Below are 21602 nucleotides of genomic sequence, written 5' to 3'. Positions count from 1 at the left end.
CATTTAACTATAAATAACTTTTACTCCTTAATTCCTGAATTTAACGACGTATTCTCTTCTAAAAACTGTTTCAATCCTTCTCGATATTTTTCACCAGTCTCCCAAAAAGCAGAACCGTGTGATCCGCGCAGTTCAATAAACCGTTTGGACTCTTGGACAATCTCAAATAATTGTTGCCCATGATGATAAGGCACAATCTGATCATCTTTGCTATGCGCCATAAATATCGGTTCGTCAATTTCGCGTATGTGTGCCAAGGTATTATAATCATACTTCAGCATCCAGCGCACCGGCAACCAGGGATACAGGTCAGCTCCCAAATCAGCTGCCGAAGTAAAAGTTGATTCCATGATGACGGCAGCAGGATCTTGGCGCGCGGCCAGCCACGCCGCAATGGAACCGCCCAGCGATCGACCCATAATTATAATCTGGTCGGCTTCAGTTTTACTGGTTTTCGTCAAATAATTCCATGCCGCCGTTGCATCTCGATAGGTACCCGTCTCGGTGGGTGTCCCCTGGCTTTTACCATATCCTCGGTAATCAAACATAAAAACGTTGAGTCCCAAATCATGCAGTAAATGCAACGTCTCTATGCGACCGGATATATTTCCCGCGTTGCCGTGAAAATAAAGCACTGTCGGTGCAGCCGAATCGGCAGGAATAAACCAGCCGTGCAGAGAAAGATCATCCTCAGTTTCAAATCGGATATTCTCGAACTGGAGGCCCACGCTTGATGGCGTGGCAATCATCGCCCTGGTAGGATGATAGATCATCTTGCTTTGCAAGAGATACATCAACAACAGAATCAGCAGATACCCGATACCAATACTGACTAAAACATAAAACAAAGTTTGAGAAATACGCACGAGGATTAATGTTTTTCCAGTTTAATGTTTTGCAACTGATGGTGTATCGCTCCATCCGAACCCAGCCTGCTTTCATACAGTACGAACTGATCAACCAATATATCAGAAATATGAAACTGTTCATGCTGATTAATAAAGGGGGCAATATCTTCTTTGGAAACGTCCTTCATCCGAGCCAACGTAATATGCGGGATAAAGGAACGGTTTTCGGGGTCAAATCCCAGTGAAGTACACAGTTGTTCAATTTTCTCATGCAGCGTAGTCAGTGAATCATTCTTTTTAATACCTGCCCACAACACGCGGGGTTTTTTGGATTGTGGAAAGGTTCCCAGCTTGTTGATGGTGAGAGAAAGCACCGGGTGTTCTATGTTGGTTAGATAATCAGTTAGTTGCTGCGCGGGGCTCTCTTTAGTTTCTCCCAGAAACTTCAGTGTCAAATGCATCTGGTCCGGGGATTGCCAATGCACTCCATCCATCGGTTGTTTCAGTTCGGCAAGCTGTGTCTTTATACTCTCAGATATGGGTAGAGCAATAAACAGCCGCATCAGTGATAACGCACTTCAAATTCTTTGTATTCTTCGTCGGTCTCTTCTACCGTTACATCAATATTATCTACACGGCTGGCGCCGGGACCGTCTTCGCATCGATTCACCATCTCTCGAATGTGATCCAGAGGGCCCGCAAAAACGGCTTCAACCCTTCCGTCGGGCAAATTTTTAATCCATCCAAATACACCTACCTCTTCGGCATTTACTTTTGCAAAATGGCGAAATCCTACGCCTTGCACTCGTCCTTCGATAAATACATGAGCTTGCTGCATATTATATTACGCTTTAATTAACTCTTGCTGGTGAAAATCGATAACGTCACACTAATTTCTAGGGGGAATGTAGGAATCTAAACGGAAATCTCGAACTAAAAACGATTTATCGACTTAAAGTTTGTATAATTCAGCAAAATGAACAATACCTATTGATTTAAAATAGTGCCAGATACCATGACTTTGACCCAACTTTCCTACATCGTAGCTGTAGATCGATATCGCCATTTTGCCACTGCGGCCGAGAAGTCCTTTGTTACCCAGCCTACGCTCAGCATGCAAATTCACAAGCTAGAGGATGAGCTGGGTATCACTATTTTTGACCGATCTAAGTCGCCTGTAGTACCTACCGAGATTGGGAAAAAAATTATTAAACAGGCAAAAAAAATGCTAAAACAAGAAAAACATATCGAAGATCTAGCCTCTCTGGGTGATGAGGAACTGCACGGCACTTTTCGGATTGGTATTATCCCTACGATAGCTCCCTATTTGCTGCCGCTTTTTCTCCGCAAGTTTCGCGACAATTATCCCAAGGTACAGCTCATTATCGAAGAGGTTAAAACAGAAAAGCTTTTAGACCTTGTTAACCAGGATTACCTGGATATCGGCGTTATTGCAACCCCCTCCGATCGTGGACACATTTTTGAAGAAGATCTCTACTATGAACCCTTCATGGGATATGTATCCGAATCACATCCTCTGGCACAGAAGGATAAACTTTCTGTTGATGATTTAGAAGGTGCAGATGTATGGCTACTTAATGAAGGACATTGTTTCCGTGACCAAACCGTGCAGCTGTGTAAGAAGTTCCGCAAAAATAAGCTCGATGACCAGCATATCGAGTTCGAAAGTGGTAACCTGGAAACACTCAAACAACTTGTGGAGCAAAATTTTGGGATGACCCTCCTGCCCTATCTGGCACAAAATCAGATTAATGGGGAATGTGCCAAAGCCCATATTCGTCACTTCAAGAATCCGATTCCACGCCGAAAAGTACGTGTAGTCTATGGACGTGAATACCTCAAGCAAAATGTTATTAAAGCATTCAAAAAAGAAATTATGGATGCCATTCCTGATGAACTTAAAGAACCCGAAGATGCATTGATTGTAGAATAGCCTTTCGCAACTCACAGAGTAGTAATTCTGCCAAAGGTTGCCTACCTTTGAGGCTTATTTAAAAATCTCAAAGGCAGATCAGATTTGGAACATTCGTTTCTACTTTGGTCGATTTTCAATGTTTTTATCATTGTAATGCTCGTTGTCGACCTGGTTGTACTACACAAAGAAGATGAAGCCGTCAGCATAAAAGAAGCGCTATATTGGACAGGTGTCTGGATTGTGCTGGCACTCATTTTTGGTTTGGGCGTATACTATTATATGGGCTCCCAAACCGCCCTCGACTACTACACCGGCTACCTTATTGAAAAGTCGCTGAGCGTTGATAACATTTTCGTATTTTTGCTGGTTTTCACTTATTTCAAAGTACCATCCGAATTTCAGCATAAGGTGTTATTCTGGGGGATTTTCGGGGCATTGGTCATGCGGCTTATTTTTATTTTTACTGGGGTAGCTCTACTCGAACGTTTCCATTGGATTATCTATGTCTTTGGAGGCTTTCTTGTTTTTACGGGCATTAAACTTGCAATGGAAAAGGATAAGGAGGTCCATCCTGAACGGAATCCAGTGTTAAAATTAGTGCGGCGTTTTTTTCCAACAACAAAAAGTTATTACGGCTCAAAGTTTTTCATTCGAAAAATGGGTCGGCTCATTGCCACACCTTTGTTTATCGTTCTCATTGTTATTGAAACAACGGATCTCGTTTTTGCCCTCGACTCTATCCCTGCTATTCTGGCTATAACCCGCGACGAGTTTATCATTTATAGCTCCAACGCCTTTGCCATTCTAGGTCTCAGAGCTCTTTATTTTGCTGTTTCCGGAATTATGCGCTTGTTCCACTATCTACATTACGGGTTATCATTTATTCTCGTTTTCGTGGGTGTAAAAATGCTGCTTTCTGACCTCTATCACATACCCACACCATACGCTCTGGCATTTGTTGCCGGCGCGCTTATCCTCTCCATCGTGGCTTCCATCATGAATCCACAGGAAGAAGACCCCATAGCTGAAGAAAACATGCCCGACGAAGAATAACCACCATCTCATGAATTTTGAAGCTTTTGCCGCTAAATGGTTTGTCATTTATTACAGCATAGTTGGACTTTGCCTGATCGGAGGCGGCAGTTATCTCAGCCTGAAAAAGGAGAAGATGAAAAGTTTTATCCTGGATGCAGCAGAGTCGGAAAAGCCACCTAGACTTTTCATCCGGATCCTCAAGTATTTTTTCTTCTTTACTCTGCCGGGATTAGTACTTTCGTTTACCCCTTTTTCATGGGTCGAACTTCTCTTTACACTTTGGAGTTTATTACTAGTGTATGTAGCAGGTATTCAACTTGTGCAGTGGGAACAGCGTCGGCAGTTAATTAAAACAAACGACCAAAAACTTTCCTCGATCATTCGCAGATGGGGTAGCTCAGCGGTAGCAGTAGGTCTTGCAATATTACTGCTGGCATACTTCACAATAACTCGATTTCCAGCTTAATAAAACATCCCAAATTTGTATCGCCAGCTACCAACCCTTAGAGACATAGAACAGATATACTAGGCAAAACATAACTCAAATCGGCATAACCAGAAGAAGCTCCTCGTTTTAGTTTATTTTACAATCTTCTGAGTGCCGATCTACAGTTTGATAAATACTTATTTGCTCATCGGACGACAAAGTTTATCCCCAATGAGCAAATATTAGAAACAATCCTTCACTATCAATTAGTCTGGACTGTCAGATAATCATCATTTAAAGACTTAAAAAGCGGCTGTAAATATTGCTTTGCATCTTTTTTCTTTACCGTCCAATCACGCCAGGGATCTTCTCCGTCAGGTCGGCCAACAACAATACGCTGCTTTTTTAAACGAAAAGTTACCTGTGATCCTTTTCCCTTTTCAGTAACTCTAGCAATAACCTTGATACGTTCATCATCTTTAAATTCTTTCTCATGTGCACTCTGTGAGCTACCGATTACGCGCCATTCTGTCTCTACTGTTTTTTTTCGACTATCAGAGTTGGCCACTTCCCATCCACCACCAAGCAATCCGGGTAGTTGATTCGTAAATACATCATCTACGGCTTCAAAAGCCTTATCTGAAGACTGTTTATAGGTTTGATAGGTAATACCCCGCTGTGTCTGTTCGGATAAATCATAAACCGATTGGGTGCTACTACATCCTAAAATAAATAATACCAACGTACATAAACCAACTATCCGAGTTAACATATAATATCTCCTATTCATCTCTTTTTGAATTAATATTTCATGCCCAAAAAGCGAATAATTATTAAGAGAATCAATAAGAGGAAGAGATAGATCAAAAGTATTTTGGAACTTAGGGATCTAAAATCCCATTTTTAATATTCACAATTTTAATTTATTTATTTTTTATGAGCAGTTGGACGCTAGAATCAATACCGCCACACGACTGGTTTCTATGCCTCGATATCGATCAGTATTTTGATCACGAACATGATCCCGAAAAGGTTTTTGAAGATGGATTTACCCGGCCTATCCCCCTTAAAGACCGGGATGTTTTGGTCACTACTTTTTTTAATGGGGATCCGACAAATCCGGAGTTCCATTTCGAAAGCGCGGAGCCACTTAGCAAGGATGAGATAACCGAAGCCAATAAAAGTTTGAGCCGTATCTTCGGCACCGATCTGGACTTACGTCCTCTGTATGATAGATTAGCAGACGATCCGGTTATCGGTCCGAAGCTAACCGATTTATATGGACTAAAACGCATGGCAAGGGCTAACCTTTTTGAGGATACTATAAACCGTATTATCTCTATGCGACTTTCACACAAGCCCACAGCTAAGAAGATGGTCTATAAAGTGCGCGAAAATTATGGATCTCTTGTTACTGCAGACGGTACCAGCTTACCAGCCTGGCCACGTCCGCACCAGCTAGTAAAGGCCAATCCCATGGGTATACGTCAGTTAGAGCCCGGCCCCACCAAGCGAAAAGGCGAATTTATTATCGGATTTGCAGAAGATCTGCTTTCCGGAGAACGCGACCTGCATCACCTGGAGACCTGCAAACCGGAGGTATTCTACGATATCATACAAAATGTACGGGGCGTGGGACCAACCTCAGCCCAACAGTTAATGCTGTTTCGCAATCGCACGGATGCAATTTTCCCCAGCAACAAATCATCCGGCAAAGAAAAAGGGCTACGCAAATGGATTATCATCAACTATGGAGAGGACCCAAATACAATCAATGAAACAGATTTCCAACAGATGATTGAAGATTGGGAAGGCTATGAGGCAGCAGCTTTGGAATTTATGTTTGTAAGCTGGGTGCTCAGCGAAAAAGAGAAAAACCGAAAAAAATAACCGGAGAGACCACAAAGTTATCACCCACGATATTTTTAGCCCGATTAAAACAGCCATAGTTAAATCAAACAAACACAAGAACTAAGCGTAGACCCTTAGTTCAGCATGAGAGATGGTGGATCAATTCGAAATCAGGATGGCTTTCTCAATATAATTCTTCTTCCGGCTGTATCTCAATAAGTTTTCGCCATGCTTTGTATAAGAATCCACTGGCACCAACTACAACTGCCGTAATCAGACTTGCTAATATCCAGCGACCATAAATCCAATAGCCAGTAGCAAAAAGGGTACCGTAAATAGCAATACATCCCAATACCATACATAGGATTCCCTGAGGTACCCGCCAAGCCTCATCTTTGAGCGGTTCTAAATCTCTGTTCTCAGATTCTGCATCTTTAATCACCTTCTGCCAGCCCGGTCCGCCGGGACGTGCCACCTCACAAAAATGTATCAATGTCTCCTTATCAGTCGGACGCGTCATAAAAGTAACCGCTACCCATCCAATAGTGGTAACGACAACCCCAACCACCAGCTCCTGCCAACCAGTAAGTGCAGGCAAACCCGTATGAACATGCCCAAACTGAAAATACATAGCCACTGCAAAAGAAATAACCATAGCCGCAATTTCACTTCCCGCATTGATACGCCACCAAAACCAGCGAAGGATAAACAGCAACCCCGTACCCGCGCCAATCTGCAGGATAATCTGAAAACTCTCGAGCGCATTTTGTAGCAAAAGCGCAAATATTCCAGCAATAATCATCAGCACAACTGTGGATATTCGTCCCACCATCACCAGCTCTTTCTCCGAGCTATCGGGACTAATGAATCGCTTGTAAAAGTCATTAACCAAATATGAAGACCCCCAGTTAAGATGCGTAGAAATAGTGGACATATATGCCGCTGTAAGTGATGCCACCACCAATCCCAACCATCCCGTAGGTATAAACGTAAGCATAGCCGGATACCCCATGTCATGATCAGCTACGCCCGATGCATTAGGGAATGCTTCTTTGAGTGAGGCAATATCAGGAAAAACAATAAGCGAGCACAATCCCACAATAATCCATGGCCAAGGGCGCAAAGCATAATGGGCTGCATTAAAAAAGAATACTGCAGCAATAGAATTCTCTTCATCCTTGGCCGCAAACATTCGCTGAGCAATGTACCCACCACCGCCCGGCTCCGAGCCGGGATAATAGACGCTCCACCATTGTACCGCCAAAGGAATAATAAAAATGCCCAAAGCTTGTGCAGGATCAGAAAAATCGGGTAGAATATTTAGTTGTCCCACTACATTTTCGTGAGTGAGCAGCCCTTCCAACCCTCCTACTTGAGGATGGTTAAGTGCCACATAAGCGGCAATCAGGCTACCACCTATAGCCAAGAAAAACTGGAAAAAATCAGTAAGCAATACCCCTCTCAAGCCCCCAAGTGTACTGTAGATGACCGTTACGATCCCGCCAATGACCACAGTTTCCACAGGTGACAATCCCATTAGTACCCCGCTTATTTTAATGGCTGCCAGCGATACTGTTGCCATCACAATTACATTAAAAACTAAGCCCAGATAGATTGATCTGAACCCACGTAAAAAGGCCGCCATCTTGCCGCTGTATCGCAGTTCATAGAATTCCACATCCGTCAACACTCCCGAACGCTTCCATAGATTAGCATAAACAAAAACAGTGAGCATGCCTGTGAGTAAAAAAGCCCACCACACCCAGTTACCCGATACGCCATCGGTACGTACAATATTAGCTACCAGGTTGGGCGTATCCGTAGAAAAAGTCGTAGCTACCATCGAAATACCCAGCAACCACCATGGCATATTTTTGCCCGCTGCAAAAAATTGTGTTGAATTTTGGCCAGCCTGCCGGGCAACCCACAGCCCGATAATAAGCGAGAATAATAAATAGGCCGCAATAATTACCCAGTCAATAGTAGCAAGCACAATAACTATTAGCTATTAGAATTTTCTGATGAATATCTAACAAACGTAATTTTTGGGATATGCTCAATCGCTTTTTAAAACTCTTTGCCTCATGCGATTTTGAATATTTCTCAGAGTCAGGACGATAAAATTACTTTTTCTAATCAAAATATATTTAAAAAATAAAAAAGCCTCGTCCCGAAAATCGGAACGAGGCCTGAATTTATTTAGCGAATGCTAAATGGAATCGGGGATGATTTACATCATGCCGCCCATTCCACCCATTCCGCCGGGCATTCCGCCTCCCATACCGCCGCCGGGCATTCCGCCGCCGCCAGCAGGACCGTCATCATCATCATCGCCTTCAGAAGGCTTGTCAGAGATGAGGGCTTCAGTTGTCAGCATTAAGCCAGCAACGGAAGCTGCGTTTTCAAGAGCAGTGCGCGTTACTTTTGTAGGATCAATAACACCGGCATCGATTAGGTCTTCATACTCCTCAGTACGAGCGTTGTAACCTAAGGATCCACTTTCTTCGAGTACTTTTTGTACTACAATAGATCCTTCTTCTCCGGCATTGTTGGCAATAGTTCGCAATGGCGCTTCAAGTGCTCGGCGAACAATATCAAAGCCAACTTGCTGATCCGAATTTTCTGCTTCAAGATCATCAAGCGCATTTTGTGCACGGAGCAATGCAACACCACCACCGGCTACAATACCTTCTTCAACGGCAGCCCGGGTTGCGTGCAGTGCATCTTCAACGCGTGCTTTCTTTTCTTTCATAGCAACTTCAGAAGCAGCACCAATATTTAGAACGGCAACACCACCACTGAGTTTCGCCAGACGCTCTTGCAGTTTCTCACGATCGTAATCAGAAGTACTGGACTCAATCTGTCCCTTAATCTGATTTACACGTGCTTGGATATCGTCATCTTTACCCTGGCCGCCTACAATCGTTGAATCATCTTTTGTGATGTTCACACGATCAGCGGTACCGAGGAAATCAAGCGTAGCATTTTCAAGCTGATATCCACGCTCTTCAGAAATGACAGTACCATCAGTAAGAATAGCGATGTCTTCAAGCATCTGCTTACGACGGTCACCAAATCCGGGTGCTTTAACAGCAGCGATCTTCAGTGATCCGCGAAGCTTGTTAACAACCAATGTAGCCAGTGCTTCGCCTTCAATGTCTTCCGCGATAATCAGCAGCGGCTGACCGGTTTGGATAACTTTCTCAAGGATGGGCAGCAGATCTTTCATATTACTGATCTTGCTGTCAAAAATCAGGATATAAGGTTCGTCCATCTCTGCAACCATATTCTCTGAATCAGTTACGAAATATGGAGACAGATATCCGCGGTCGAACTGCATCCCTTCTACCGTTTCGAGATATGTTTCAGTACCTCGTGCTTCTTCAACGGTAATTACACCATCTTGGCCAACCTTTTCCATCGCATCCGCAATGTTTTGGCCAATCTCTTCATCACCATTGGCAGAAATACTACCAACTTGTTTGATACTATCAAGACTCTCACCAACCGGATTACTCATTTGACGAAGCTCACCAACAATTGCTTTCACAGCAGTGTCGATTCCTCGCTTCACTTCCATAGGATTAGCACCGGCTGTTACGTTTTTCATCCCAGTCTGGATGATGGACTGTGCAAGCACAGTAGCAGTTGTTGTTCCGTCACCGGCATTATCGCTGGTTTTGGAAGCAACTTCTTTAACCATCTGAGCGCCCATATTTTCTCGCTTATTGGACAGCTCAATTTCTTTTGCTACTGTAACACCGTCTTTTGTTACCGTTGGTGCTCCAAATGATTTTTCAATTACTACGTTACGTCCGCGCGGACCCAAGGTTACCTTGACAGCATTCGCAAGCTTGTCAACGCCCTCCTTGAGAGCATCGCGCGCTTCCATATCATAATGAACTAATTTTGCAGCCATAGTTCTCTATTAATTAATTTTGAGTTTATATTTAAAAATGTTGAATAACTTTCATTAGGAAACGATTCCGAGAATATCAGATTCTCGCATAATCAAATACTCTTCTCCATCCAGTGTAATTTCAGTACCGGAATATTTTCCATAGAGTACTGTATCCCCTTCTGAAACAGACATGTCAATTTTGTTTCCGTTCTCAACCTTTCCTGGTCCAGCAGAAACAACCGTCCCTTCCTGTGGTTTTTCTTTCGCAGAATCGGGAATAATAATTCCAGATTCTGTTTTATCATCAGCGGGTTCTGGCTGAACCAAAACACGATCGCTTAATGGTTTGATCTTAGATTTAGCCATAAGTATGACTCCTAGATTTAAGTTAAAAGTTGAATGTTTAAATTCTGAAATCGCAGCATCGAAATGCTGTAATACTTTCAAAAATTCTATTTGTCGAGATCACATCTCGCTTAATCAGATATATAAATGAGCAAGTACCGTACCAAACTTTCCCAGATCTGCATATTTATGATAAAAAGGTGGGTTTGAGGCCAAAAAGTTTTAAAAACCGTCCTTTTTTACTCCCAATCCGAACAGCTCAATTTTCAAAGTCGAAATTTCAGGTCAAAATGCCATCTTCAACCAGCCGTGCTGTCAACTTTTCATATTCGGATGGTAGCCATGCTTCAGCCCGCTTGTCAAAATCAAATCCGTCAGGTTGTTGATCTTTTGAGACAATTGGTTTTAGCGCATTGCTTAACTTTTTGCGACGCTGATTAAACGCAGTACGAACTACTTTTTTTAGCTGATCGTCGGTGCAACTGAGCCTCCCCTTGTTAAAATTTAGCTTTAGCATTGCACTTTCTACATTGGGTTGCGGACGAAAGCAATGAGGCGAGACAGGAAATAAAATTTCGGGCGTAGCCATCAGCCGCGTTTGTACACTCAGGATGCCATAAGCTTTGGTCCGAATATCAGCTACAATTCGCTCGGCGACCTCTTTTTGCATCATCAGTAGTGCATCTGAGAACAATGCCCGGTTTGCCAGCAGCGAAAATAAAATCTGGCTGGTAATATAATATGGTAGGTTACCAACTACATGGGTCTTCTGTTTTCCCATCGTAAACTGCTCCCAGTCCACATCTAGAATATTTGCCTGATGAACCTTGAGATTGGGAAACTTGTGCTCGAGTACTTCCACAGCTCTTTCGTCAATTTCTATGCCTATTACCTCCTCATACCGATCAATAAGAGCTGCTGTAAGCGCGCCGGTACCGGGGCCAATTTCGATTACGCGGTCACCTTCCCCGGCTTGCACTGCATCAGCAATTTTTTGAATCATATTTTCATCCGTTAAGAAATGTTGTCCTAAACTTTTTTTGGGTCTCATATAAAATTAAGAATATAGAATTTAGAATTACTCAGAGGCCTTACAAAGCTCGGCTGTCATCCTGTCCCGACCTCGAACTTTCAGGAGAAAAGTGATTTTGATCAATACCCTAATTGCTAATTGTATTTTGCTTACGGATGTTCTGTAAATTACCTTACTCTAAAATAATGCTTTAAAAAACGATACTATGGGTTTTAATCCTTTTGAAACCGAGAAGATTGGCATGCAGACGCTGGAAAAGCGGCTCATGAAATCCAATTCTAATATATCACTAAAGATTGGGCTGCCAAAAGAAGTATCTGACGATGAACGACGTATTTGCCTGACACCTGACGGCGTGTCCGTGCTTACGGCTAACGACCATGAGGTTTTTATTGAACAAGAGGCTGGCAAAGAAGCGAATTTTAGTGATAACGAATATGCTGATGCCGGAGCTGACTTGGCTTACAGCATAGATGAGGTATATAACAAATCTGATATCATCCTTAAGGTTGCGCCCCCAACAACAGAAGAACTGGAAATGCTTGATGACCAGCAGACCCTTATTTCTGCAGTGCATCTTGGGGATACCACAGAAGAATTTATCCAAACCCTGATAAATAAAAACATTACAGCCATTGGTTTTGAATTTATTAAGGATGAAAACCAAGAATTTCCCCTCGTACGGATGATGCATGAAATTACGGGATCAATGGCGGTGCAGATTGGAGCTCACTACCTTGAAATAGCAGACGGCGGACAGGGCATCATGCTGGGAGGCATTTCAGGTATTCCACCAGCAACAGTTCTCATCCTTGGTGGCGAAATTACAGCCGAATATGCCGCTCGTACCGCTCTCGGATACGGAGCACAAGTATTTGTGTTGGATAACGACCTGGCCCGCCTTCGACATCTCGAAAATGCCCTGGACCGACGCATCACTACTGCAACAGCCAGTTATCAATATTTATCTACGGCCTTAAATCATGCAGATGTACTTATTGGCGCCTCTATGGAAGAAGGAGAACGAGCACCATGTCTGGTGACTGAAGAAATGGTGGCTAATATGAAAGCGGGCAGTGTAATCGTTGACACAGTTATCGATCAGGGTGGATGTATTTCTACAAGTAAACCTACAACCCATTCAAACCCTGTTTTTAAAGAACACGATATTATTCACTACTGCGTCCCCAATATCCCTTCGAACGTTGCACGTACAGCTACCTATGCCCTTAATAATGTTATTGTGCCTTACCTTCTCGCAATCGGTGATGCCGGAGGTATTAAAAAAAGTCTGTGGAGTAACACTGCTTTACGCAACGGTACTTACGTATACAAAAATCACCTGACTAAAAAATCACTTTCTAAAATTTTCGACATCTCTTTTCGTGAGATTGAAATGCTTATTGCCAGCCGAATTTAAACAGTTAGCAGTAGGCAGCAAATCGGAAACAACTATATTTTAAATAGATAAAACGAACTTAGATATGGCTAACAAATAATACCTGCACTAATTAGCGAATTTTACTTTTTAATCTAGAATTCCATATTAAAATTATGGCTTGTTAATTGCCTACTGAAATGAACAAAGAATTACATCCTAAAAATTTTCAGCGCATCTGTATCATCAACTGGCTACTAAGCGTTCCCTTCTTTGTTCTTTTCTCGTGGCCGTATCTTTATTTAGCGAACTATAGCGGTATCGAACAATCCATAGCCTATCTGGGAGCTATTTTCTTTTCTGTGCCCTTTATGATAACGATTCTCCACGGATATGTAACCATGGCCGTCGGCGAAGCACACCGACACCATTACTATCAGTGGCTTAGCGAACACCCGTTGACCTACGGCCTGCTCTTTCACCCGATCATGATACGCACACGATTTCGTCTGGTGTTATTAGTCATCAGCTTTCTACTTTTTCTGATGGGATCCCTGTTGCTCATTTAATTTCACTGCAGAGAAATCAAAATCGGGAGTAACCATAGCAAGAGAATCGCAGAGATACTCGGAAGGTAAAAATGAGCATTGTGCTTTTCGGTATCCCTGTAGATCCCGATGCGTAGCTCTGTGATTACCTCCCAACCCTCTGCAACTAATTTATATTGCTATTACTTAATATGCCTGGCCGTCTATAATGTCGTCGACCACAGAGGGATCAACTAATGTTGACGTATCGCCGAGATCGTCAGTTTCTCCAGCTGCAATTTTGCGTAAAATTCGGCGCATAATTTTCCCAGATCGGGTCTTTGGCAAGCCTTGCACGATTTGAATTTTATCGGGTTTGGCAATGGGACTGATAATCTTTGCTACCAAGTCATCAATCTCTTTCTTGAATGCTTCCGGATCAGCAATTTCCGAATTGCATGTCATAAAAGCGAAAACACCTTCCCCCTTCACATCATGCGGATAGCCGACAATAGCAGCCTCAACTACCTTATTGTGTTCGTCAATAGCATTCTCAATTTCGGCCGTTCCCAATCGGTGACCCGAAACGTTAAGCACATCATCTACACGTCCAGTAATGCGATAGTAACCATCCTCATCTCTGCGGCAACCGTCACCAGTAAAATAATATCCCGGATACTTATTAAAGTAGGTATTCATATACCGCTCGTGATTGCCCCAAACACCGCGCGTCATACCCGGCCAAGGCTGTTTGATGACCAAGTTTCCCTGCACATCATTTCCTTCAATCTCATTCCCGTCCTCGTCCATCAGCGCAGGTTCAATGCCGGGCAGTGGTAGTGTAGCATAGCCTGGTTTGGTCGGTGTAATACCTGCCATCGGGGAAATCATCATACCACCAGTTTCGGTTTGCCACCACGTGTCTACAATAGGACAATTTCCATTACCAATTTCCTCGTCATACCAGTGCCAAGCTTCTTCATTAATAGGCTCCCCAACGGTACCAAGCACCTCAAGTGAGCTAAGATCACAATCTCTAACATAGCTAATGTCCTCTTTCATAAGAGCCCGAATAGCTGTGGGAGAAGTATAAAAGTGAGTTACCTCATATTTTTCGCACACTTGCCACAGACGACCAGGGTTAGGATGCATGGGCGTACTTTCAAAAATAATACCCGTGAGTCCATTGAGTAGCGGCCCATAAATAATATAAGAGTGTCCCGTAATCCACCCCGCATCCGCAGTACACCAATACACATCATCCTGTCCAACCTGAAACACATTTTTGAGCGTAGAGCTCACGTATGTCATATAGCCGCCGCAGGTGTGAACCTGCCCCTTCGGCTTACCGGTTGAGCCCGAGGTATAGAGAATAAACAACGGATCTTCAGCCTCCATCACTTCCGCTTCATGGTCGGCAGAAGCATTAGCCATCAGATCGTGCCACCACTCATCGCGGCCTTCTTCCCAATCAATGTCGTTACCCACACGCTGGCAAACAATTACGTCGTTGACCATTGGACAGCTTTGCAGAGCCTTATCGGAAATTTCTTTCAGAGGTACCAACTTGGTTCCACGCTCCAATCCATCATTTGTAATAAGCATTTCTGCATCACAATCCTGAATACGATCAGCCAGCGACTGCGCCGAAAATCCCGCAAATACAATGGAATGCACGGCCCCGATACGTGCACAGGCCAGCGTGGCAATGGCAATTTCAGGCGTCATAGCCATATAAATTGCTACCCGGTCGCCCTTGCCTACTCCTTTTGATTCCAAAACATTGGCAAATTTACATACTTCTTCGTGAAGCTCGCTGTAAGTTAAATTGCGCGGTCCCTCATCGGGATCATTCGCTTCAAAATGGAAAGCAACCTTGTCTCCGTGCTCATCCAGATGACGATCGAGACAATTTTCGGTAATATTCAGCTTGCCCCCCTCAAACCATTTAACGTTACCGTCTTCAAAGCTTCCGCTATGCACCTTATCCCACTTACGGTGCCAATCAAAAGTTTCTGCTTTTTGCTCCCAGTACGCTTCCTTGTCCGTAATACTTTGCTGATGTACTTTTTTATACTCGTCGAAAGATGTTATATCGGATTGCATATTACCGTCGTCTTTATATTCGGGATTTCCGTTTCATACAGATGAAGTATGTTAACTAATCTGAGCCGAGAATCAAGTGTGAAATTAACTTTGCTATGATAATAGAGGATACAATTAGCAACAATCACGATAACTGTAGCAAACCAGTTTAAGTAATACAATCCTAAATCATATATAGCGGTAATGACAAATAAAAAACAATCCTGAGGATTATGAACTGTACCTGTCACATTGCGGGTCTCATCTTTTTTAATGGTTTCGAGACAGCTAAAAGCCAGTAATCATCTACAATCTCTACCTGGGCTATTTTTTGATGTTTTTGGACTAGTAGGTCTATAACCTACTGCTGTCTTTTTCGTTTATAGCACTCATGAAGTCGACTTAAAATACGCGATTTTCTGGTGCGGACATTAGCCCCGGAAATACCAAATTCTTCGCTGGCTTCTTTGGTAGTGGTATCGGGATTATCAAAAAAATAATCTATTAATTTTCTGGATCGCTCCTTAAGCTCATCCATGCAAATTTCCAAAATCTGCTGGCGTTCTTCGTCCAACAGATTCTGAAACTGTTCAGCCGGATCAACAAAATGATCTTCAGCTTCATCCAATGGAGTATTCAGAAATCCCTGCTCTCGTTTAAACTGTAAAAATTCATTGCGGGTTGTTCTCAGCAAATAACTATATATCGATCGGCTATCCTGAATTTTATCGGCTTCAATACGTTCATAAACCTCAAGCAAAGCTCGCTGCGTAACCTCATCAGCAGTTACTTTATCAGCACTCATTACCACCTGTAAATAGTCCCGTAAGCGACTGGTAATATCTTGAAGCAGTTCGTTCGTACGATCATGCTTATTCTGCTTGATCGCTTCTATCAGTTCGGAATAATCACTTCGAGAGGTAGCCAAAGTAAATGAATAAACTTAAGATGAAACCAATATTATTATGCCAAATCGTACTATTCAACTGCTTGATGAAATATATAACTATAGAATTATCAATCAAATATCAGCATTAATCGGACATTATTTTCAATTATATAAATAAACTTTATACTGAATATGATATAAAAACTTGTGGCCATAACATCCGATATACCGCTACAGGCACGGATTTATCCCTTAATTACACTAACGGTGAAAAATGTTACAACATAATTTTCGGGCATCCCAGATTGCAAAATGCGATTTTTTTGTAACAAATGCCCTGTTCATTAATCCTGTAATTAAGAAGGGGTATATACTTTTATATGGTTAAGCACGAAATACCCGTAAACAATTTTACTTACATAAATACGAACAAAACCAACAATCAATTATGAAATCTCTTATCAAAAAACTTTTCGCCCTCATTTTTATCGTAACTCTCACCGTCGGTTGTGCTTCTTCACTGACGGCACCTCAAGCAGAACAACAAGCTGACACCGAGCAGGTTAATGATGACCTGTCAGACAATGTAGATTTTGGTACGGATTCTGACATGAATACCATGCGTGACAAGCCTGAATAAATATCTCCACCGGCACTCTCTTACATAATTACAAACAAAACCAACAATCAATTATGAAATCTCTTATCAAAAAACTTTTCGCCCTCATTTTTATCGTAACTCTTACTGTCGGTTGTGCTTCTTCACTGACCGCACCCCAAACAGAACAACAAGCTGACACCGAGCAGGTTAATGATGAGCTGTCAGATAATGTAGATTTTGGTACGGATTCTGACATGAATACCATGCGTGACAAGCCTGAATAAATATCTCCACCGGCACTCTCGATTTTTACTGACAGTAAGAGGGGCAAAGCTCTGATAGCGTAATTCAATATTAAGCTCCGGTTAGCATTATTGACTGCAAGGAGGGATTTCCAACTCCCTCCTTTTCTTTTTGGTTTACTATCACGGCTACAGTAGATTTACTGTGTAAAAGTGATTGTATAAATTTCCCTAACTTATGTTATTAGCATTTTTTCTGGGCTTTCTTCAGGTATTTTCTGCTTCGGACAGTACAGGTATTGCCGAACAAACGAAATCGCAGGCTATACACTATATCAACCAAATAGAAGAAGAAACCAATGTGGCGGAAAATACCTGGGCCCTAACACTGCTGGGTAGTAAAAATGAAGCACTACAATCATTTATCGAGAAAAAAACCAGGCAGCGTTCCAGTGACTTAAAATCATTTCAACAATTTGAAGGCTCTTTTCCTGATCAGCTTCAAAAAAGCGTGTTTCAAACCGGATCCGCTGATCTTCTTATCGCACTATTACTCTCGGTGGAAAACAAAAATCAAAAGAAAAAGATATACCGCAATTTTGTTTCACGGTTTACTTTTCCTGAATCTCCCAGTATAAGGTATAAGAAGCTTTGTGAGACAATCATCCAGCAAACAGAAATAACAAATGATATGTTGACGGATGAGACTTTTCTGTTGCCGCATTTTTTCATTCTCTACGACAAAAATTATTCAACCTATTTTTCCGATGACTATCTGCAAAATATTACTCAAAGCTGGCGTTCTCAGTTTTCATCTGATAACACACTAGATAATACACTTGGCAAACTCAGCCGTTTTCGGGCGTTATATATAACGGACCAATATTCCGATATCCTCTCCCTCTATAACTTTATGATTGGGGATCAATTATTTCCAAACTCGCCCCTTAAATTACGATTATTTAAATACCTGGACTATTCTATGTACCGGCTGGGGCATTATGACAAAGGGTTAAATATTGTCCGAAAGCTTGCTATTCCATTGGCAAAAATATACGGTAGCCAATCAGTGATTTTGAGTCTCAAAATGAATCAGGCCACCTATCTCTACGATATTGGGAAAGTATTGGAAGCCCAACCACTTTTTGAGCGCATTATAGCTCAGGCAAACGAAGCCAATATTGCCTTACCCCGGGCCATTACCTATAACAACCTGGCGCTCACCTACTACAAGTCCGGACAATATAATAAATACTTGCAGCTTCAAAACCAGGCGTTGAATACCGCGAAAGAAAACAACAATTATGATCACCAAATTGAAATCTATAATAATTTATTTATCTACTATAGAAAATCCAGTGACAAGAAAAATGCCCTAACATATATCAATGAAGCCTTAAAATTGGCCCGGGAGAAAAAAAATAACACCGATCTCGGAACTATTTATGTATCAATAGGTTCATTCTACAAAAAATTTGGATCAAACTATGAACAAGCACTAGCATACTTCAAGAAAGCTGAAAAAAAATTGGACCCCAGTAATAACGCTGCTCTGTTTATCGACTTATTAAACGAAAAGGGTCTAACATTTGAACAACAAGGAAAACTGAGGCAGGCGATTGATATACATGATCAAATCATCAGTCTTACATCAGACAAAAAGGGTGTAAATTACGTAGATGCTCTTATAAATAAGACAGTAGTTAATTTAAAAATGGGCAATCTGACATCTGCGGGGCAGCTCATAACAGAATTCCAGTCTTTTAATATGGACCAGCTCGATTTTCACCAGATAATCAAAGCCCAAACAGTTGAAGCGGACTACCTGCATCAGAAAGGAAATTTCCAACAGGCATTACAAATACTGAATCCGGCGTTAAAGCAAATCCTGGAACGAGCCAGGAGCAGCGCCGATCTAAAATCGGGGTTTTGGCACGTAGAAGATGAATACCTGGATGCTTTTGAGTTAGCAGTGAATATCCATAAACAAATGGAAGAATACGGCAAAGCCGTTAAAAAACTTGACCAGTTAAAAACAATTAATGACGCTTCACTGTATCAAAACCCATTGGTAAAATCCAGTGTACTTAATGAATCGGAACTCACCCGGTATCAACGGCTTGTTAACCAATTAGATGCTACACGGAAAAAACTATTGACGGCAAGGCAAGAGGAACAGCTTCAAATCCGGCAGAGGATAAATAAGCTCAAAATAGAAAAAAGCAACCTCGACAATAAGCTTACCAATGTAACCGAAGACCAATCATTTTCTGTTGGTGATGTCCAGAAAAAACTCTCGGCCAGGGAGCAGGTGTTGCATATTACGGAACTTAATGAGCAATATTACATCGCCAATATTTCCCGGTCGGATATCCGCATTACCACGGTTCCACTGGATTCAACACTAAGAAATAAATTATCGGATGCCGTGCACCAGGTGGCTTCAAATAAAACAAACCTAGACTCACTATATACTATTACCAAACTACTGGGTATTGACAAGCTCCCAACGCATTTGAAACAGCTCACCATTATTCCCGACCGATATTTATACCAGTTACCTGTTGACATTCTGCCGATTTCTAAGCCGGATAAAAGTTACAGCTACGGGCAAACAACCTATGCTATCGAACAATTCAGAACGCGCTACTTAACTTCGCTAAGTAATTTCTTTAACCGGCGAAAGCAGAAAATGGGAAAGAAACACAACTTTGATTTTGTAGGGTATGGAATTTCAAATTTTAACAATTACAATAACCAATCGCTTGTGCCCCTACCCTATGCTGAAGAGGAAGTAATTGCTTTAAAAAACTCATTAACCCATCTCAAAAATACCAAAACAGTTATAAATCAAAACGCTACAAAAGAAGACTTTATTCGTACAGCTCCCAAAGCTGATATTCTACACATGGCAACACATAGCACAGTTTCGGAGCGGGATCCCATGTTTTCTGCCATCTACATGAATAATGGGCAACGTACAGACAGTACATTTAACAGCCAGGTATTTGCCTATGAACTATTTGAGCTCAACCTTAGCAACAAAATGATCATGCTTAACTCCTGCGAATCAGGTTCAGGTTCTTACATCCAGGGATCAGGTATTATGGGTATGAGCAGAGCACTACGATATGCCGGAGCAAATACACTGGTGCTTAACCTTTGGTCAGTAAATGATATGCTCGCTTCTGATTTCGCTACCTACTTTTACAAGCAGCTAAATAAAGGTATGTCAAAAACCGAAGCACTCAGAGATACCAAAATTCACTTTCTGGAAACAAAAAACGCAAGCCCTCATTTTTGGGGCGTATATATGCTAATCGGCAATGACGATCCCATTGTAAAACCCAATAGAGATACCAATATAGCAGTTGCCAGTGTGTTTTTGTTCTTTTTTATCATCACAACGGGGCTTTCCTTTCTTAAAGATCAGGGCATTATTGGCAGGAATGACGCACAAAAAGCTGCTTAAGGAAGGTAGGAGAAACGATAAAAATCACTTTCACCTGTTATTCTGCAGTAGAAAGAGCCTCTAAATAGCTTTTGGATACACGACGGTAAGCTCCATTCAGCTCATAGGCTTTCTGTATATTCGCACGGGCATTCCCCAACTGATCCAAATGGAAATAGGCATTACCAATGTACCAATATGTTTTTTCAAGTATTAGTACATCTATGTTAGACTTCTGGTCTAAGACCCGATTGTAAAACTGTACTGATTTCTTATAGTTACCCTGGTTGTAATGTAATGATCCTAAATTTAAACTTAATTTTGCAATCCATTGTGGCTTCGATGCTGATTGCAAGGCCTCTTGGAGCAAATCAATCGCTTTACTAACATTACCGGTATTAGCAAGACGAATTGCACGTTGTATTACATTATCTTCTGCTTTTTGGCCAGACATACTGCCCCCATCCGAACGATAATAATCTAATTCAACAACTTCTACCGGCTGCACAGTCTCCGTACCTGTAGAAGTGTAGAAATTCATATACGCCAATACGCCAATCAGTAGAGCTACAGCAGCTGCAACTGCTGAATACCAGTACATTCGGGTAACATTTGCTTTTTGTTTGGTGCTTTTCTGAGATATACCTTTTACATTTGCAACAGTCTTCAAATAATCGAGCTTTTCACCATCTCTAACTAATTCAGCCCAAAGCTGTTCTGTCTCTTCCGGTGAAAGTTGACCATCTACATAACGGTGGATTTTGTCCTCTATATCATTATTATTTGGTCTCTCAAACATTATGGTGCATTTTTTTATTTACTATCATTGGTCAATCAGACAAGATATTTAAGCCTTCGTTGATACCGCAACTTAAATAAGAATCTTGCCAACAACTATTCCTCTTTCTATTTACAGGATGATCTCACAGGCCATTTGTTACAAAAAAACTTTAGGTTATTGTACAATTAACCCAATATGTGACATTTACAGGCTTTAAAGCAATACTTTTATAAATTAACATTTTTTAATTTATGTACTGGTTCCCGAAATTG

At 41.8% G+C, this 21602-nt stretch carries 20 protein-coding genes; 9 read left to right on the top strand and 11 right to left on the bottom strand.

Features of this window, described 5'->3' with window-relative positions; genetic code table 11:
- Window positions 1-20: 20 nt before the first annotated feature.
- Genes LX73_RS09475 through LX73_RS09465 form a run of 3 tightly spaced genes read right to left on the bottom strand, consistent with a single transcriptional unit; the run spans window position 21 to window position 1686 of the window.
- A complete protein-coding gene (locus LX73_RS09475) occupies window positions 21-866 on the bottom strand; it encodes an alpha/beta hydrolase (protein ID WP_148899263.1) in 846 nt (281 codons plus the stop codon).
- 5 nt (window positions 867-871) lie between these two features.
- Window positions 872-1411 carry an RNA 2',3'-cyclic phosphodiesterase gene (thpR, locus tag LX73_RS09470; RefSeq protein WP_148899262.1) on the bottom strand — a complete coding sequence of 180 codons (540 nt, stop codon included), beginning with the start codon at window positions 1409-1411 and terminating at the stop codon, window positions 872-874.
- Window positions 1411-1686 carry an acylphosphatase gene (locus tag LX73_RS09465; RefSeq protein WP_148899261.1) on the bottom strand — a complete coding sequence of 92 codons (276 nt, stop codon included), beginning with the start codon at window positions 1684-1686 and terminating at the stop codon, window positions 1411-1413. Before LX73_RS09465 ends, thpR begins: the two co-directional genes overlap by 1 nt.
- A 177-nt stretch (window positions 1687-1863) precedes the next feature.
- Here LX73_RS09465 and LX73_RS09460 point away from each other — a divergent pair, with 177 nt between their 5' ends.
- From LX73_RS09460 to LX73_RS09450, 3 genes are all read left to right on the top strand, one after another.
- Window positions 1864-2802, top strand: coding sequence for a hydrogen peroxide-inducible genes activator (locus LX73_RS09460; protein ID WP_148899260.1), 939 nt, complete (start codon window positions 1864-1866; stop codon window positions 2800-2802).
- An 84-nt stretch (window positions 2803-2886) separates the two neighbouring features.
- Entirely contained in the window at window positions 2887-3837 is a 951-nt protein-coding gene (locus tag LX73_RS09455; protein WP_211359408.1) for a TerC family protein, read from the top strand.
- A gap of 10 nt (window positions 3838-3847) precedes the next feature.
- On the top strand, window positions 3848-4285 hold the full coding sequence (locus tag LX73_RS09450) for a hypothetical protein (RefSeq protein WP_148899259.1): 438 nt from the start codon (window positions 3848-3850) through the stop codon (window positions 4283-4285).
- Between the two features lie 223 nt (window positions 4286-4508).
- Here LX73_RS09450 and LX73_RS09445 read toward each other — a convergent pair whose 3' ends face one another.
- Window positions 4509-5018 (bottom strand): hypothetical protein, encoded by a 510-nt coding sequence (locus tag LX73_RS09445; RefSeq protein ID WP_148899258.1) that lies wholly within the window; start codon window positions 5016-5018, stop codon window positions 4509-4511.
- Window positions 5019-5182: 164 nt separating this feature from the next.
- Here LX73_RS09445 and LX73_RS09440 point away from each other — a divergent pair, with 164 nt between their 5' ends.
- Window positions 5183-6136, top strand: a complete 954-nt coding sequence (locus LX73_RS09440) for a DNA-3-methyladenine glycosylase family protein (protein WP_148899257.1) — start codon at window positions 5183-5185, stop codon at window positions 6134-6136.
- A gap of 145 nt (window positions 6137-6281) precedes the next feature.
- On the opposite strand, the gene LX73_RS09435 is transcribed toward LX73_RS09440, so the two are convergent.
- The 4 genes from LX73_RS09435 to rsmA form a co-directional block, all read right to left on the bottom strand.
- Entirely contained in the window at window positions 6282-8093 is a 1812-nt protein-coding gene (locus tag LX73_RS09435) for a sodium:solute symporter family transporter (RefSeq protein WP_148899256.1), read from the bottom strand.
- Between the two features lie 234 nt (window positions 8094-8327).
- A complete protein-coding gene (gene groL / locus LX73_RS09430) occupies window positions 8328-10016 on the bottom strand; it encodes a chaperonin GroEL (protein ID WP_148899255.1) in 1689 nt (562 codons plus the stop codon).
- 54 nt (window positions 10017-10070) lie between these two features.
- On the bottom strand, window positions 10071-10364 hold the full coding sequence (locus LX73_RS09425) for a co-chaperone GroES (RefSeq protein ID WP_148899490.1): 294 nt from the start codon (window positions 10362-10364) through the stop codon (window positions 10071-10073).
- A gap of 259 nt (window positions 10365-10623) precedes the next feature.
- Window positions 10624-11394 (bottom strand): 16S rRNA (adenine(1518)-N(6)/adenine(1519)-N(6))-dimethyltransferase RsmA, encoded by a 771-nt coding sequence (gene rsmA / locus LX73_RS09420; protein WP_148899254.1) that lies wholly within the window; start codon window positions 11392-11394, stop codon window positions 10624-10626.
- Between the two features lie 187 nt (window positions 11395-11581).
- On the opposite strand from rsmA, the gene LX73_RS09415 reads away from it, so the two are divergent.
- Together LX73_RS09415 and LX73_RS09410 are read left to right on the top strand one after the other, a co-directional pair.
- On the top strand, window positions 11582-12796 hold the full coding sequence (locus LX73_RS09415) for an alanine dehydrogenase (RefSeq protein ID WP_148899253.1): 1215 nt from the start codon (window positions 11582-11584) through the stop codon (window positions 12794-12796).
- A 158-nt stretch (window positions 12797-12954) separates the two neighbouring features.
- The gene (locus LX73_RS09410; RefSeq protein WP_148899252.1) at window positions 12955-13323 is read left to right on the top strand and encodes a hypothetical protein; all 369 of its coding nucleotides are present in this window, start codon (window positions 12955-12957) and stop codon (window positions 13321-13323) included.
- 165 nt (window positions 13324-13488) lie between these two features.
- Here the strand turns inward: LX73_RS09410 and acs are convergent, their stop codons facing one another.
- Window positions 13489-15387, bottom strand: a complete 1899-nt coding sequence (gene acs, locus LX73_RS09405; protein ID WP_148899251.1) for an acetate--CoA ligase — start codon at window positions 15385-15387, stop codon at window positions 13489-13491.
- Between the two features lie 340 nt (window positions 15388-15727).
- Window positions 15728-16294: an RNA polymerase sigma factor gene (locus tag LX73_RS09400; RefSeq protein WP_148899250.1), complete on the bottom strand. Its 567-nt coding sequence runs from the start codon at window positions 16292-16294 to the stop codon at window positions 15728-15730.
- Window positions 16295-16703: 409 nt separating this feature from the next.
- Between LX73_RS09400 and LX73_RS09395 the strand changes: the two genes are divergently transcribed.
- From LX73_RS09395 to LX73_RS09385, 3 genes are all read left to right on the top strand, one after another.
- Window positions 16704-16895 (top strand): hypothetical protein, encoded by a 192-nt coding sequence (locus LX73_RS09395; protein WP_148899249.1) that lies wholly within the window; start codon window positions 16704-16706, stop codon window positions 16893-16895.
- Window positions 16896-16948: 53 nt separating this feature from the next.
- Window positions 16949-17140 carry a hypothetical protein gene (locus LX73_RS09390; protein WP_148899248.1) on the top strand — a complete coding sequence of 64 codons (192 nt, stop codon included), beginning with the start codon at window positions 16949-16951 and terminating at the stop codon, window positions 17138-17140.
- Between the two features lie 196 nt (window positions 17141-17336).
- Complete coding sequence (locus tag LX73_RS09385; RefSeq protein WP_148899247.1) at window positions 17337-20570, top strand: CHAT domain-containing protein; 3234 nt, start codon at window positions 17337-17339, stop codon at window positions 20568-20570.
- Window positions 20571-20607: 37 nt separating this feature from the next.
- On the opposite strand, the gene LX73_RS09380 is transcribed toward LX73_RS09385, so the two are convergent.
- Window positions 20608-21348, bottom strand: a complete 741-nt coding sequence (locus LX73_RS09380; RefSeq protein ID WP_148899246.1) for a tetratricopeptide repeat protein — start codon at window positions 21346-21348, stop codon at window positions 20608-20610.
- Between the last annotated feature and the right edge of the window lie 254 nt (window positions 21349-21602).

Source organism: Fodinibius salinus, from assembly GCF_008124865.1.
GTDB classification, from domain to species: domain Bacteria; phylum Bacteroidota; class Rhodothermia; order Balneolales; family Balneolaceae; genus Fodinibius; species Fodinibius salinus.
This window is presented reverse-complemented; position numbering and strand designations above follow the sequence as displayed.